This window comes from Paenibacillus sp. CCS19 (assembly GCF_033239625.1).
GTDB lineage: Bacteria > Bacillota > Bacilli > Paenibacillales > Paenibacillaceae > Paenibacillus_T.
The window spans coordinates 60,259-75,838 of the sequence record NZ_BTCK01000007.1 but is presented as its reverse complement, the minus strand read 5'-3'; the positions used below and the strand labels follow the sequence as shown (position 1 = coordinate 75,838).

Genomic DNA, 15,580 nt, shown 5'->3' with positions numbered 1-15,580 from the left:
AATTACGCATGCGGTTCGCAATAACCGTCAATCGATGCTCATCGATTGGCAGATCTCTATGCAGCAGCTGCTTCGGCGGTCTGGCGATCCAACGTGGGACCCATGACTTTGCGTCCCCGCCTTGCGACGGGTTTGCCATTATCGGTTATAGCTCTACTAATTTTGATAAAAATTAGTTGCTAGAGGGAATTATATTCCATAACTGAGACTCTATTATATAGGTCGTTTGTCGTATTTTGTGACTTTTTGTCTAATTCCGACATGTCTTCCTGTCGGCACTTTTGCCCACCTGCTTCATCCCAGCTCAGGCGCTGGCTACAGGCTCGTTGTTACTGTCGGGGTCATCGCTGCCGCCGTCTGCTGCGCCGTCGCATAGTTCGTTAAGGACTGCACGATGAGCCGGACCGAATCTTTGCAATAACGCACGTTCACATATTCCTGCTCCGTGTGCTCATACTCATATCCTGCGGACACGTTGACAGAAGGTATCCCATACGCAGCGAACGTGACCGCATCGCTCAGGCCGCCCTCAACGGCACGCCAACCTTTCATCCCGCACATCGAGCCGATCGTCTCCCAATACGACGCCAGCCCCCAGTCACAGAACGCCATCCTGCTGTTGCGCACGACGATGTCCCGGCTCCCTCTCCGATCAACGACGACACACATGTCCACCCCGCTCAGCCAAGCAAGGCTCAGCTGCTCCGAACCAAGCCGACCAATCTCTTCCTCACGGGTAAAAGCAAGCTTGATCCGCCCGCGGAACGCCCCGCTCCTTGCCAGACTGCGCAGCACCGCCAAGATGATCGCAATCCCTGCTCGGTCGTCCGCGCCAAGCGGACCGATGCTGCTGTGCCAGATGTCCCCGTCCTGCAAAATTGTCCGCGCCGGATCCACCCACACGGTATCCATATGCGCACATAACAAGATCGTCGGCCCGATTCCGGTGCCATATATACGTTCGGCAATGACATTGCCGTAATGATCGCTCTCGATTCGATCCGTCTGCGTCCGCAGCCGTTCGATCAAATAATCCGCTACCGGCCGCTCCTGCCCGCTCGGGGCCGTAATGGTCAGCAGTTCGAGTAAATCGCGTTCCAGCTTGCGCATCGCGTGGTCTCCTTTGTGTACGGAAATGCCATTAAACCATGCGCATCCCCATCTTTAATCGGATCGGACAACAACGACACCTCTGCATAGTTCCACTCGGAGAATATATACAGCAGGCGGCCATTCCATGACACCCTTCTGCTCGCGGATCTGTCTCTTAACTCTAGCATTCCCTCTATTAACTCTGATTAAACCGTCATAGAAACAGCAAAAAGAGCCCGATCGCTCGGGCCCTCGAATGATGAATGATGGCTATTAGTTGTTAATATATTTCTCGAAAACAAAGCCGAAATCCCGCACCTTGTACTCGTCGAGTTTATCCTTCTTCCAGTTGAAGACGGACAGGTTGATCTGATCGAACTGCGTCGAGAGCGCAGCGCTTTGCGGCATCGCGTGGCTGAGCGTTTCCTTCGTCACTTCGACGCTCTCATCGGACAGTCTCAGGTACGCGCTGTTGTGTTTCTTGATTTCGGAGATTTTGTAGAGCGCCTTGTACAGGTCCTTGAGCTGCTCCAGCTGGCTCTTGCGCACATCGATCGAGAATGGCGTGTCGCCGATTGCGAACTTGATCTCGACGTCCATATCGACCGTGCCCGCCGTCTCCAGCAGTACATCGGACACCGAGTAGGACGAATAAGCGTAACGCTTCAATATACGTTTGGAGCTGAGCGCACTGTCGCCATCCAGATGAATGAGGGCGAGATTCGTGAAACAGTACTCATCCTTCTTGGATTTAATAACGAAGTAAATCTTCTCGTTATCCTCATGGAAGACGTAGTCATCCGAGTCGACCTTATCATAATCTTGCGGCGGAATAATCTGCCCGATATCGCTGAGACCGAACGCCTCTGATGCAAGCTTTTTGAACATCACGTACACCCTCTCGTGTCGAATTGGGGCCTCCCTAATACTGGGCGGTCCATCATTTAATGCCATCGTTCATTTCCTTAGTCTACTGGAGAGAGCCCGCCTGCACAAGAACGAATTGCGGCTATAGGACGCGGGTAATGGAGCTGCAGCGGAAGGCTAGGACCCTTGGTCTGACTTGAGGGGACTCAGGGCCAGGATTGGGGCATGGGGGGGATTGGTAACAGGAGCACTGGTGCGTTAACGGCTGAATTAACCTGGGAGCTGCGATAGTGCTAGCGGCTGAGTTAGCGGATTTGCATAGGGGCCGAGCTGATGCGCTAACGGACTAGAGGAGGCCTTATTCGGCATGAGAGCGTGCTCGTTCGACTGTAACGGACTGGAGGGACACTATGATAAGAGTTATGGGCCAAAATCGGAGGTTTACCGCGAAATAGCATCACCTGGGTCCGTTAGCGTATAGATGCGGGTTGAACATACGCAATAAGGTTCGTACGGTCCGTTAGACGAATGCCGCCCACAGCAAATCAGCCATTGGTCGGCCATTTAAGCGAATAAGAAGAGGGGCTTGCTCAGCGCAAGCCCCTCTTCTCATTACTCACCGAACTCTTGATCCGTTACTTCGTCTTAAACTGTGCCAGCGACTCTTGCAGCTCCAGCGCCATGCCGCTCAGATGCTCGGCTGCCGACGAGATTTCCTGCATGGACTGCTGCTGCTGCTCCGATCCTTGGGTTATGCCTTGCGTATGACGATACGTGCCATCGGTCATCGCCACGATCTCAGTCATCGATGCCGTCACCTGCTGCGTTCCGGCCGACATCTGCTGCGATGCCGCGGACACTTCCTGAATCTGATTCGAAACCTCCTGGAAGATGCCCGTTATCCGAGTGAACGCTTGACCCGCGGTATTGATCAGATCCGAGCCACGATCGACGTTCCGTACCCCTTGATTCATCTCCGCTGCCGCTCTTGCCGTTGAAGCCTGCACCTCTCGAATCAGATTGCCGATATTCGCGGCTGCGGATGACGATTGCTCCGCGAGCTTCTTCACTTCGTTCGCTACAACGGCGAAACCGCGGCCCTGCTCGCCCGCTCGCGCCGCTTCAATAGAAGCGTTAAGCGATAGCAGCTGCGTCTGGTTCGTAATATCGGTGATGAGCGTTACGATATCGCCGATCTGCTGCGAATAAGACTCCAACGTCCGCATGTCTTCTGCCGATCTGCCGGAGGATTGGTGAATCAGCTTCATCTGTTCAATCGCTTCACGAATCGCAATGGATCCCTTGTGAACCTCAACCAGCGAGTCTTGTGACAGCTCCGTCACCGCAGACGAAGATTCTGCGATCCGCTGCACGCCTGCAGCCATCTCTCCCATCGCTATAGAGGTCTGCTCCGCTCCCTGCAGCTGGCTTTCTCCTGCGCGCAGCACTTCTTGCGTCGATTGCACAATGCGGTTCGATATGGCGACCGATTCCTGCGCAGAGGCTGTCAGCTCCTCCGAGGAGGCTGCGACTTGCTCTGCGGCTTGGCTCGCTTTCCCTACGATTAAGGAGAACGAATCCACCATGTCATTAAAATCAAGTGCGAGCTGTCCCAACTCATCCTTGCGATTAATCGCAAGGCGCGGGGTCAAATCGCCGGTCGCCAGCCTCTTAACGGAATCCGTAAGCTTGGACACCAGCTTCGTCATACCGAGCGACATCGCCAGTGCGAACAACGCAGCTACGGCTGCTGTAATGACCGTCAGCCATATCGAAATCGTCCTCGCGGTCGCAACTGAACGGTATACTTCGTCATATTCCACGGTTGAGATCAGCCGCCATCCCGTCGATGGAATCGTGTTGAAGCTGATTTCCCGCATTTCGCCATGTTCATCCATTACATCAACGATCCCATTGGATTGCTTCGCAGCAACCTCCTCAAGCTTGGCTGCTTGTTCGGGTGTTAACACTTCATTGACGTTCTTGCCAACCATGTTTTTATCCGGATAATTGAGCAGCATGCCGGTAGACGACATCAGATAGCCGAAGCCTGTTTCTCCGATCTTAATCATGTCGGTGAAGATATCCAGATTCTCGGTTGTCACGGTGCTGAAGACACCGCCGTTATAGTTATTCAGTTGGTCCAGAATCGGAACGAAAATGACGATGATGTGATTGCCGGTCGATTTGCTGACCAAAAGATCGGTGATGACCGTCTGCTTGGTATCTCTCGCCTTCTTCACGTAATCGCGGTCGGATACGTCGATCTTCTTGCCCGCTGAAGTAAGCGCCATATTGTGCCCATTCACGTATACATATTCTTCAACTTCAAGATCAGAGTCTTCAAGCTTGGCGAAATAATCCATAATGCCTTGCTCATTGCCATTCTTAATATCGGTATTGTTCTTCGCTATCTGCTGCAAGAACGTGACGTTGCGCTGAATCGCGTATTCAATCGCTACCGTGTTGGTATTGACGACGTCTTGTTCCTTCGTGTGAATTTCCTTCGTCACGACATCCTTCAAATAATACGAGAAGAAGATGGAGCTAACTAACATCGGGATGATTGATATTAACAAATACATCGCGATCATCTTTACTTTGAACGATTGCACGGTCAGCTTGCTTATGGTGCTTAGCATTTGTTTCGGCTTGATGCTTGAGTTCATTACTTTACCTCCACTGTAGAACAATCTCGAGGATTTATTTTACAGGAGAAGTATTAATAAAAATGAGGCGTAAATGTTTGATAAATGTTAGATAAACACAACAGACGAATACTGCGGACCCCACTATTCAGGAGGGTAATAGAGCGGTTTCCAGCCAACAGACATAAGTCTCTTCAAGCCGTCTATACATATCTACTGGGCCTTTATAATGAGGAGGGGATAAAGTGTCGAATGCATTCGTCACTCGATCTTTAGATGAAATCAGATTCTGGTCTCGCATCATGAAAGAGCATTCCTTATTTCTAAAGCTTGGTTTCCGATGTGAGGACACACAGCTGATTAATGAGGCGAATCAATTCTACTCCTTATTCGAGGCGATCGAGAACAAAGCTAACTCGTATACCGCTGCGACCGACCCGCAGACGATCCAACAGTTCAATGTAGAAGTGCATAACGCTGCGTCACACATTTGGGTTTTCAAACGCAAAATACTCGGTCTAATTCTGACATGCAAGCTTCCTGGAGCCAACAATTTCCCTTTGCTGGTCGATCATACGAGCCGGGAAGCCTTCTACTTCAGAACTCGCCTCGAACAGCTTAACGCAGGCAAGCTGGATCCTTTGCCGGATGCCATCATTAATGAGAACGTCTTCTTCCTCAAAATCATGGCTGACCACGCGAAGTTCATTGGACACTTGCTCGACCCTTCGGAGCGGAAGCTCGTCGATCAGGCACGGCAGTTCAGTGATGATTTCGACAAACTGCTATTCCAGGCACAAGACTTGGATCATATGCGTCCGCAATCGCAGACCGTGCCGCTGCTTGATCAATTCCTTGATCAGAACCGGGTCTCTGTCAAATCGCTGCGCGACTTCAAGAAAACAGCTCGCGATCTCATCGAGGCCTGCCGGATCAAGAGCATTATCCATCCGCTGCTGGCAGATCACGTATTCCGCGAGGCAGAGAGGTTCCTGTTCATTATCGATATGTTCGACAATGCGCTGACCGGCAAACCGATGCCGACTGCACGTTTTGATTAATATAGGTGCATACGAATAGGTGTAAAAACAACAAAAATGCCTGCAGGCTTGCAGGCATTTTCTCGTGTCTTGCTGATGACGCTCATAGGTGGAGTGCGCAAAGCAATCAGCTACGATTTCTTCGCGACCTTCTTCGCCAGCTTCTTCGCTTCCGCCTTCTCGCGGTTCTCAGCGACTCGGAACTTCACGATTCGGCTGATCAGATCATAAGGAATCGGCTTGTCCAGCGGGAATTGAATGGCGCCCTTGGACCATTGCAGCCCGGTCAGCTCATGCTCGAATGCCTTAATGCCGCTGCCGCTCGGGTAGAAACCGATGTGATTCTTGAATGCGGCGAAGAAGACGAGGTTGCCGTGCAGGGCATAAGCCGGCATCGCGTAGCTGATTTTCTCAACCGTCTCCTCCGGTACAAGCTCTTTGATCAAACTTCTGATCGACTGCAGCTTCTGCTGAATGTCCGGCGCGAAGCTTGCGATATATTCATCTGTCGTTGTGAATGACGCTGCCATATGTGCCTCCTCGAATCCATACTGACCTGTCCGTTATTAGCTATTATCCCCAGTATAGCACGACAAGAAGCAGAAGCGCCGTCCCGGAGGACGGCGCTTTGTGAAATTGTATGGCTCGTTATCGTTATCTTTATTGCTTCGCATTCAAGTGCACCATCGTTTGCTTCTGCATGCAGGACTATTCAACTTTTTAATATAGAAGCTCACTATCTATTAAATTCATTAAGAATAATTAAATAAACTTATCCCATACTCCGTATGGTGGATACGCCTACGAGTATATAATCTAGCTCTTTCTTCGTTACAGGTTCCCCATTCACCAATATAATAGCTTGCGAATTAACAGGTTCATATTCATTTAATTCAATATAAATAGGTTCGTTTATCGAATGATCCGAATCGTTATCGCTTAACAGCCAATCCACGGTCACATGATAAAACATAGCTAATTTCTTTATCGTTTCCAAATCAGGCTCGCTGACGCCATTCTCATATCCGCTTAATGTTTTGGCATGAATTTGAGTTGCTAGTTGAACTTCTACTTGCGTTACTTCTTTCTTCGTTCTTGCATATTTTAGTCGCTCCGCAATTTTCACGAACGCGCCTCCTTTTTCTTGCTAAAATTAGACAATTTACACCCGTTGACTCTTAGAATCTAATCCATTATTCTACTAAAGTGTTCATTTTATTCTTAGATATTAGGAGTTGGTAGAAACGATGCTCACTATTCTACACAGTCAATGCGACCGCTGCAGACGCAACATGATTTGCATCCGGACAACTAAGAATGATCGAGAAACCCATGTTTGCGAGGATTGCATCAGTGATTTATTCGATTATGAAGATTTATACCGACCCAGATCTTTGATCCTTATCAAATAAATGCCTAAACCTTGATTCCATCATATCTGTTATGTTGGTTCTGTTAAATAGGTACTTCGAAAGAATATATAAAATTCCTTCCTCGTCCCATCAGGGACGAGGAATTCTATTTGGTTCAAATTATTTATTAATTAACTTGTAAGTCTCGAGGATTCGTCTAAATTCCTCTTCATTGTCCTCCAACTTTATTTCCCGTTCTGGCTCATAGTTACCGCTTCGCATCACAAGCATTAGAATTGTACCTTCTCTGATCAACTGATAGAGCTCGTCCCCCTCAGGAGGGATTTGCCCTGAGTCTAAGGAATCGTTACCCATGCTCTAACTCCTTTCTTCCATTGCATAAGAGAAAGTATATCGCAAAGCTTGTACAGGACTTGTCGAGTTGTGATGGCGAAAAATAAATTTATTTTTTTAAATCCCACCGCATGCGGTCGAGCAAAATGGCGTTATTCCTTCCACCACGGGGAGTTTGGATACGAATCCGCGTTTATTCGGACGGTCTGTCCAATTCTCGGTGTGCATATTTGCACGTCCCGCTCCTTCGCGCTGCGAACCGCACGTTCGACTGGATCGGTCCAATCATGCAGCGCCAGCGTGAAGCCTGCCCAGTGAATCGGAATCAGCACGCTGCCCTGCACATCGAGATGCGCCTGCACCGTCTGCTCCGGCATCATATGAATCGCCGCCCAACGCTCGTTATACTGCCCGCACTCCATCAGCGTCAGATCGAACGGACCATACTTCTTCCCGATCTCGGCAAAATGGGGCCCGTACCCGCTGTCGCCGCTGAAGAACACGCTTGCTCCTTGCCCCTTGATGACCCACGAACACCAAAGCGTGGAATTGCGGTCGTTCACACTCCGCCCCGAGAAATGCCGCGCTGGCGTGCAGGCCAGCGCCAGCCCGCGGAACGTATACTCGCTCCACCAATCAAACTCATGGATGCGATCCGGACTAATGCCCCAGCGCTCGAAATGGCTGCCTACGCCAAGCGGCACGATGAAATGGCCGACCTTGCCCTTCAGCCGCTGGATCGAGCCATAATCAAGATGATCATAATGGTCATGCGACATGATGATCGCATCGATGGCCGGGAGCGAGTCGATGACGCCTGACATTGGCTCGCTGTAGCGCTTGCCGCCGATGAACGGCACGGGAGACGGCGCACGTCCCAGCATCGGGTCCAGCAACAGCATGACCCCGTCCAGCTCGAGCAGCGCGGCCGAATGGCCGAACCATGTCACCTTCGGCTCGCTGCTCTTGTTCTCGGTTGCATGCAGGCGGAGCGGAGCCAGTTGAAGCGGCTTCGGCGGCCTTTTGCGCGGATTACCCTTGATGTATTGCTTCAGCAGATCGGTGCCTTCCTTCGCATTCATCGACATGCTGGTTGGGATTTGATTGACGAACTTCCGCTTCTGCTTGTCGTATTGGGGTGACTGCTCGAACCGCAGCCGCTTCTCCTTCGAGGCGCGGGCGCCGAGCGGCGGATAGTAGCGGAGGATGAGTGCGGCGATAACGATAACGGCAACGATAATAAGTAATAATGGGATCACGTGCGTGTCTCCTGCCTTTGCGTTTTATTGTTGTCTAAGTATGCCCGAGCTTGCTAACGATTCTACGAAGCTTATATCTGCTGGTGCAAACGTGTACGCGTGCAGCTCTTCGGCAGCAGCCCAGCGGTATGCATCATGATCAGTCAGAATGATCTCCCCGCTGACATATCGTGCGCGGTATGCGAACAGTCGGATATGGGCGCTGCCGTAGTGATGATCGTTCACGCCATAGTAGGCATACGGCTCGACCTCGATCTGCATCTCCTCGCGCAGCTCCCGCCGCAGACAGCCTTCCGGCGACTCGCCTGGCTCGATCTTGCCGCCGGGAAACTCCCACATGCCGGCTTGCGACTTGCCCGCTCTGCGCCTCGCGATCAACAGCTTGCCCTCTGCATTCTCAATAATGGCAGCCGCTACTTCAATCATGCTGCTCCTCCTTATGTGAATTAAATCCTCGTTAGGATTAGTACGAAACATCATGTGTTCATTGTACACGATTACGGTTTGGAACACAGGGGCAGGCAATCACATACGGGGGCAAAAAGCTGGGGAACGATGCTCAAGACCGCGATTAAGAACTAGCGCGCTCCGTGCTCCTCGGTATGAGTTACACGAAAGCTGCAAAAGTACATGAATATGTAGTCCAGTCCGTACGTAATATCGCAAAACTACGAAAATGCAGGAATTAAGTCTAATGTGACTAACTTGGGTATGATTTGAGCCAAAAGCCTGCATTCGTGCAGGTTTCGGAGCGAATTGTCCACTTGTTCGCTGGAAAGGTGCACTTTTGCAGGTATCTATCCACATTGACGTTTGTTCGAGACCCATTCGACTAGACAAACACCCCCAGATGCTTGCACCTAGGGGTGTTCGAGAACCAACTTTCCTTACTCTTAGAGAGACAACTTACCTCACGTATTGCTGGATCTCAGTGGTTTCAATAGGTCGGCTGTAGATTACCCGCGCCGATAGCTGATCCGCCCGTTCTCGATCTCCGCGTTGCCCCTGCTGATCGCTACCTGAAGTCCCGCCTGCACCGCACGCTCTAGCGCGCTGCCTGAACGGGAGTAGCCCAGCAGCCTAACGGTTTCCCGCGTCATGTCTTCGATCGGCAGACTGCCTTGATTGAACAACAGCTCCTTCAGCGCATTGGCAACCTCGTCCGGAGGCAGATCCTCCGCATTTCGTCGTTCCTGCTCATCCTCTGCAACACGGAAATGCTCATATCGCTGCGGATCGACCTCCTGCGGCCAATAGAACACCGTCTCCTCGTAAGTCGTCGTCTGCAGCTCCAGCTCACGCATCAATTCGTCCAAATGCCGCTCCACGCGCGAAGTTGTCCGTGTCACGCCCCATGACTGCAGCACCCGCTTCACCAGCAGCGATCGGCTGATCGGTCCTTCGCCTTGAATGACTTGCTGGATCTGCTTGCGAATCGTTCTTGCATTAATCGGGTTGTAGATCTCTTCCGCAGGCAGCGATACTCGGCCGAGTGTCACGGACTTATACGGCATCCGCCATGACTGCTGACTGCCGACATGTCCCGCCGCAGCGCTGATCTGACTAGCGGTCGATGAAACGTTAGCTGTCTTCGAAGTTGCTGATGACGAAGGCGCTGGTGGTGGTTTTACCTCTGTCTCTATCTCGCCGACAACGGGTTGCCGTGGGAGCTTATCCAAGATAGCTGCGTAGGCAGAATCCTTCTTCAGCTTGCTCTCCGACGAACGTTCCTCCGTCTGTGCGGCTTGGATTGCATCCACAATCTGTCCAATCACCTTGCCCGGATTGTCCAGCCAGTCCAGCGACCATACGCGGTGAATCCGCCAGCCGAGCTGGCGAAGCACCTGCTCGCGCAGCACCTCACGGTCCCTCGCCGTCGCCCCTTCGCGATAGCTCATGCCATCAGTCAGAACCGCTAGTACGTAATGCCCTGGATCGGTTGGATCAACAACCGCCAAGTCCATTCGATAGCCCGAAGTGCCGACATGCAGATCCACCCTGTAACCTCGTTCCCTTAGCTGCTCTGCGATCTGCGCCTCGAAGCCCATCTGACGGGTCGTCAGTTGATCGGCCTGGATGCCGAGTGCCGTATGACCTCTCTCCGCATATTCCAGGAATGATCGCAGCATGGCGACACCTTGGGACTGCGTTCTGGATACGTCCAGCTGGTCCGCCCGAAGCGTAGAGTAGACATGCATCTCATGTCTCGCCCGAGATACCGCGACGTTCAACCGTCGCCAGCCGCCTTCGCGGTTGAGCGGCCCGAAGTTCAGCACCACTTTGCCGCTCGCATCCGGTCCGTAACCGATCGAGAAGAGGATGACATCTCGTTCGTCCCCTTGGACGTTTTCTAGATTTTTGACGAAAATTGGTTCTTTCAACTGCGACGCCAGCTGCTCCAATTCATGATCCTGTCGGAATGCATCGTCGAGCAGATCCTCGATCAGCCCTTGCTGAATCGAATTGAACGTTACGACGCCGATGCTATGCTTCGGCGAATCCGTGCTGCGTAGTCTGCGGACTATGTCTGCGACGACCTGTTCGGCTTCCGCCCGGTTCTGCTTCGTTCTGCCGCGGTCATAGTAGCCTTCAACCGGATGCCACTGCACATTCGATCTGCGTTCATGCGGAGACGGGAATGTAAGCAGCTTATTCTCATAGAAATACCGGTTGCTGAATGCAATCAGACTCTCATGCCGGCTCCGATAGTGCCAGAGCAGATGCTCCTGCGGCATCCCCAGTGCAAGGCAGTCATCAAGAATGCTCTCCAGATCTTCCGGCACCGCCGTATCGGCTGCATCCTCTTCGCTCGTCTGCGCGGAGAAGAAGCTTGTCGGCGGCAGCTGCTTGGGATCGCCTACGACCACGACATTGCGGCCTCTTGCCATTGCACCAACGGCCTCGCTCGTCGGCATCTGCGAAGCTTCGTCGAATACGACAAGGTCGAACGGCGCGTACTTCGGATCGAGGAACTGAGCGACTGACATCGGGCTCATCAGCACACAAGGGCATAACCGATTCAATAGATTCGGAATCTGCTCGAACAGCTTGCGCAGCGACAGCCCTCTGCCGCCGCTCCGAATCGCCCGAAGCAGAATGCCTGCCTCGGAGCTCGAAGCCGCCGCGCTGCTCAGTGGCGGTACATTCGCAGCCAAACGCGCAGCAATCTCCTGCCTCGTCAGCTGCTCGAAGCGGTTGTCGATCTCGCGGAAGGCTCTGATTTTCTCCTCAAATAACCGCCCTGAGAATGAAGCCAGCTGCTGATCCGTTCCGACAATATAATGAATAACCGCCTGCCACCACGCACGCTGGAACGCAGGCACGACATCCTCATGCTGCAGCTCGCCAGCCTCATAGGCTTGAACGACCATGGACAGCCCCGCTTGCTCCGCCCGATCCCGAACGAGACGCCAGCTGCACCATTCGCGCAGATCGTCAACCGCTCCGCTCCACTGCGCTGTCATTCCCGCACGATAATCCAGCCAGAGCTGACCGCCCCGCTTCGCATCAATCTTCGTCCAGTCCAGCTTGAGCAGCTCCGACAGCTGCTGCTCAAGCTTCGCCCGTTCACGATTAACGCTCACGAGCTTGTCGCAGGAAGAACCCCGCTGTCTCAGGAACGTATCCGCTCCACCTGCCAGCTGATCTGCTAATCTAACAGCGGCCAGATTGGCCTGTGCCGTATCTTGATATAAACGCAAGAGCGACTGCTGCAGTCTGCCGCCCCACTCATTCAGCTGCTGAACGCCTTCCCAATCCGCTTCCCCGTTGTTCCATAGGGAGCCAAGAAGAGGCGCTGTCGCGGACTCCAGCTGTTTGATTGCAGCCGATGCCTCTTGGTACTGAACGACTTGCGTTAATACTTGCGCGACATCGGTCTTAGCGAACCCTCCACTTGGAAGCGCCAGCTTGCGCAGCAGCTTGAAGATCCGATTCTGCTTGAACAGCTTAGGCAGGAACCATTTCAACTCGGAGCTTCGCCATTCGGCGAGCACAGAAGACGCATCCAGCGTTAATACATCCGAGGAGAACCGCGAGAGCAGCCCTGCCCGCAACATCTGACGGGTACGGCCTTGCTCGATCGCCTTCGTTAACTGTTCGCTGGCGCTGCTCCAATCTTGTGCACGCAGCAGGCTGTGCGGTGCAGCAGCCGGCATCGAGCGCAAACACTCCGCGACATCTGCTAACAGAGTGAATTCGCGCTCTGTTGGATCGAGGTGCGTATATCCCAGCCACTCGGTTAGGTCCGCATAGGCAAGGCGAAGCTCTGCCAGCGTGTTCGCATACGCCGTAAGCCATTCCACCACCTGCGATCGCATCGAAGGTGTATAAATGCTGCATGCGGCATCTGTCCATGCGTTACCGAACGGATGGCCCGCCGCTTCGCCTGCAATGCGAAGCTCCTTCACGCAGCTGTCCCAATTCAGCCACTGCTCGCGTGTCATCCCACCTGCGACAGCTGGATCGATCGGTTTGATTGAAGCAGCCGACTTCACTCGGCCGTAATGGCCGATCGCTTCATAAAGCGTCGCGCCAAAATCATATCGGCGGTGCAGCGCATCCACATAGGCGTTAAGCTCGCTTCTGGCCTTAGCCAGCCGCGCGGCTTCCTGCTTCCACTCTTCTGGCGAGGCTTGATGAGCAGCCTCCAGCGACAAGCGCAGTTGCTCCAATACCGCCTTCTTCGTACTCTTGTTCGAATGCAGCTCCAAGCAGAATGGGCCAAGGCCGATCGCTTCTAGGCGGCTTTGCACGACGCTGAGCGCGGCCATTTTCTCCGCAACGAACAAGACCGTCTTCCCTCCTGCAAGAGCAGAAGCAATCATATTCGTAATCGTCTGCGACTTCCCTGTTCCCGGCGGGCCGTGCAGGACGAAGCTCTGTCCCGCGTTCGCCGCGCTGATTGCTGCAATCTGCGAGGAATCGGCGCTGATCGGCAGCATCAGTTGATCGGGTGCATAGCGCTGATCGAGCTCCGCCGCTTGCGGGAATGCGTCCTCAGGCGTCCAGTTGAGCCGGCCTCCGATGAGACTGGCCACGACTTTGTTCTTGGCCAGATCCTCCGCCCGACTGCGAATATCGTTCCACATCACGAATCGATTGAACGAGAATAGACCAATGATAGCTGTCTCTACTACATCCCAACGCGATAGATTCATAATGACATGACGGATCGTCGTGAACACGGCAGCCAGATCAATGCCATGTTCATCGCGCGGCAGCGGATCCAGGCCGCTAATCTGTATGCCGAAGTCCTGCCGGAGCATCTCCAGCAGCGTAATATTGACCTGCGGCTCTTCGTCTCTTATGCGAAGGACGAAGCCGGCACGCGATGTCTTCCGCACCAACTCAACTGGAATAAGCACGATTGGCGCATACCTCGGCTGTTCACTTGCTGCGGATTCGTACCACTTCAGCAGCCCTAGGGCGAGGTACAGCGTATTGGCGCCATTCTCCTCCAGCGACACTCTCGCCGACCGGTACAGATGGATCGCCTTCTCCAGCAGCAGCCGTTCATCCGCATCGGCACGCAGCCGCTTGCTCTTAAACTCCTCATAAACGAGCAAGTTAAGCGGATGCTCGCTGCTCGCCTGTTGGAACAGTTCAGCGCTTCTAGCCGAACGATCCCAGTCAGCAGGCTTCGGCATCAGTTGAAACTCTTGACCATCCGCAAGCGCATCCTCTAATTCGCCAAGACGCGTATGCAGCAGCGGCAGAGCTGACTTCGTCATGCGGAAGTTGAGCAGCGTATTGCGAAGCGTAAGATCGAGCAGCTTGCGCTCCCACTGCTTCAGCTTGGTCATCGAGATCGCGTCAACCTCGGTTGGACGCGACTGAATCGTAATCTCGTCGGGCGCTTCTCCTGAGGCTGACTTGGTCTTGTGGGCATCATCCTCTAGAAATTCGAATCCGCCTGCTGCGGACGCGATCCGAATCGGAATCGGCCGTATGCCGCTGGAACGGGCGCGTTTCACATCGATGAAGCCGACGAATCGGTCCGGCTGGTTGAGATGTTTGACAGCCAATCCGGCTGCGTCCTGATAAGTCGATTGGCTGCCTGCGCACATGGCGGTTGCTTCCACAATGCTGATGTCGTGCACGCCTGAAGCGAGCTTTTTGCTAAGAAGAGAAATATCATCCTGAACGCTCTCGGCGAACGTCTCCTCCACGAGCCAAACGCCGGGGAAAGCATGTCCATCTGTGAAAATAAGAAGCGGATGCAGACCCGCCGCCTCCAGACATGCGGTGTACAGCAGCGATAGGTCCAGACAGTTGCCCATCTTCGGCGAGCTGATGATCGCGTCCGGCAGCCGAACCCGCTGACCGAGCTCTTCGAAACTCGCAGGCGCCACGCAATAGGTTGGCTGGTGCGACTGTATGGCGTTATAGATTGCAGCAGCCTGCTGAAGCACGCGGTTCGGATTGCGGCTCTGATACGCATCAAGCGACGGATTGTCCGTCCACTTGCCGAGCCAATTCGATGCCTCTCGAAGAAGCTGTGCGACGACTGGATGATTCGGCATAATGAAGGCGGTCACCATCTCAGGCATGACAGCCAGCCCGCTCCATTGATCATAGGCGAGCACCGTGAGATTGACCCGCTCCTGAATGAGCGTCTGTCCTTCATGCGTTACTTCTAGTAGTAGAACACCTGTCAGCCGTTCGGTTAAGCTTGCCAGCAAAGGTCCGTTCAGCTCCAAATGAATCGGTCCCAGCTCAAGCGGCTGCCCCGGCGGCACATGATCTATATCAAGCGACCAGTCGATCGTGATTTCCGGTTCTGTCTTCAATCGAATCTGAACACCGGACAGGTTGGCATCCGAATGGTTGTGAAGGGTCAGCTTACGAATAATAGGGACAAAATTGTGCTGCATCGCATAGTTGATCACGTCATACCGAATCCATTCAAAGCTTAACCGCTGCGTGTTGTCTTGCTCCATCCGACCTCTACCTCTCCGTGTATGAAT

At 53.2% G+C, this 15,580-nt stretch carries 9 protein-coding genes and 1 riboswitch; of the genes, 1 reads left to right on the top strand and 8 read right to left on the bottom strand.

The window, feature by feature from the left end; genetic code table 11:
- Nucleotides 1-71: 71 nt before the first annotated feature.
- Nucleotides 72-147: riboswitch (cyclic di-GMP riboswitch) on the bottom strand.
- A gap of 168 nt (nt 148-315) precedes the next feature.
- The 3 genes from SBI19_RS07875 to SBI19_RS07865 all read right to left on the bottom strand — a co-directional run bounded on the left by SBI19_RS07875 (nt 316) and on the right by SBI19_RS07865 (nt 4,628).
- Nucleotides 316-1,110, bottom strand: coding sequence for a M20/M25/M40 family metallo-hydrolase (locus SBI19_RS07875; RefSeq protein ID WP_317966753.1), 795 nt, complete (start codon nt 1,108-1,110; stop codon nt 316-318).
- A 255-nt stretch (nt 1,111-1,365) separates the two neighbouring features.
- Nucleotides 1,366-1,980, bottom strand: coding sequence for a PH domain-containing protein (locus tag SBI19_RS07870; RefSeq protein WP_317966751.1), 615 nt, complete (start codon nt 1,978-1,980; stop codon nt 1,366-1,368).
- A gap of 614 nt (nt 1,981-2,594) precedes the next feature.
- Nucleotides 2,595-4,628, bottom strand: a complete 2,034-nt coding sequence (locus tag SBI19_RS07865) for a methyl-accepting chemotaxis protein (protein ID WP_317966749.1) — start codon at nt 4,626-4,628, stop codon at nt 2,595-2,597.
- A gap of 224 nt (nt 4,629-4,852) precedes the next feature.
- Between SBI19_RS07865 and SBI19_RS07860 the strand changes: the two genes are divergently transcribed.
- Entirely contained in the window at nt 4,853-5,668 is an 816-nt protein-coding gene (locus tag SBI19_RS07860; RefSeq protein ID WP_317966747.1) for a DUF2935 domain-containing protein, read from the top strand.
- Between the two features lie 110 nt (nt 5,669-5,778).
- On the opposite strand, the gene SBI19_RS07855 is transcribed toward SBI19_RS07860, so the two are convergent.
- The 5 genes from SBI19_RS07855 to SBI19_RS07835 form a co-directional block, all read right to left on the bottom strand.
- Nucleotides 5,779-6,177: an iron chaperone gene (locus SBI19_RS07855; protein WP_317966745.1), complete on the bottom strand. Its 399-nt coding sequence runs from the start codon at nt 6,175-6,177 to the stop codon at nt 5,779-5,781.
- A 242-nt stretch (nt 6,178-6,419) separates the two neighbouring features.
- Nucleotides 6,420-6,773, bottom strand: coding sequence for a helix-turn-helix domain-containing protein (locus SBI19_RS07850; protein ID WP_317966743.1), 354 nt, complete (start codon nt 6,771-6,773; stop codon nt 6,420-6,422).
- Between the two features lie 732 nt (nt 6,774-7,505).
- On the bottom strand, nt 7,506-8,612 hold the full coding sequence (locus tag SBI19_RS07845; RefSeq protein ID WP_317966741.1) for an MBL fold metallo-hydrolase: 1,107 nt from the start codon (nt 8,610-8,612) through the stop codon (nt 7,506-7,508).
- A gap of 24 nt (nt 8,613-8,636) precedes the next feature.
- Nucleotides 8,637-9,038, bottom strand: coding sequence for an 8-oxo-dGTP diphosphatase MutT (gene mutT, locus SBI19_RS07840; RefSeq protein WP_317966739.1), 402 nt, complete (start codon nt 9,036-9,038; stop codon nt 8,637-8,639).
- 530 nt (nt 9,039-9,568) lie between these two features.
- Nucleotides 9,569-15,553 carry a DUF3320 domain-containing protein gene (locus SBI19_RS07835; RefSeq protein WP_317966737.1) on the bottom strand — a complete coding sequence of 1,995 codons (5,985 nt, stop codon included), beginning with the start codon at nt 15,551-15,553 and terminating at the stop codon, nt 9,569-9,571.
- Nucleotides 15,554-15,580 lie beyond the last annotated feature (27 nt).

Bases quoted from the DNA above. Each gene is read 5' to 3' on its own strand.
- SBI19_RS07875 (WP_317966753.1), bottom strand. From the start codon at position 1,110: ATGCGCAAGCTGGAACGCGATTTACTCGAACTGCTGACCATTACGGCC.
- SBI19_RS07870 (WP_317966751.1), bottom strand. From the start codon at position 1,980: ATGTTCAAAAAGCTTGCATCAGAGGCGTTCGGTCTCAGCGATATCGGG.
- SBI19_RS07865 (WP_317966749.1), bottom strand. From the start codon at position 4,628: ATGAACTCAAGCATCAAGCCGAAACAAATGCTAAGCACCATAAGCAAG.
- SBI19_RS07855 (WP_317966745.1), bottom strand. From the start codon at position 6,177: ATGGCAGCGTCATTCACAACGACAGATGAATATATCGCAAGCTTCGCG.
- mutT (WP_317966739.1), bottom strand. From the start codon at position 9,038: ATGATTGAAGTAGCGGCTGCCATTATTGAGAATGCAGAGGGCAAGCTG.
- SBI19_RS07835 (WP_317966737.1), bottom strand. From the start codon at position 15,553: ATGGAGCAAGACAACACGCAGCGGTTAAGCTTTGAATGGATTCGGTAT.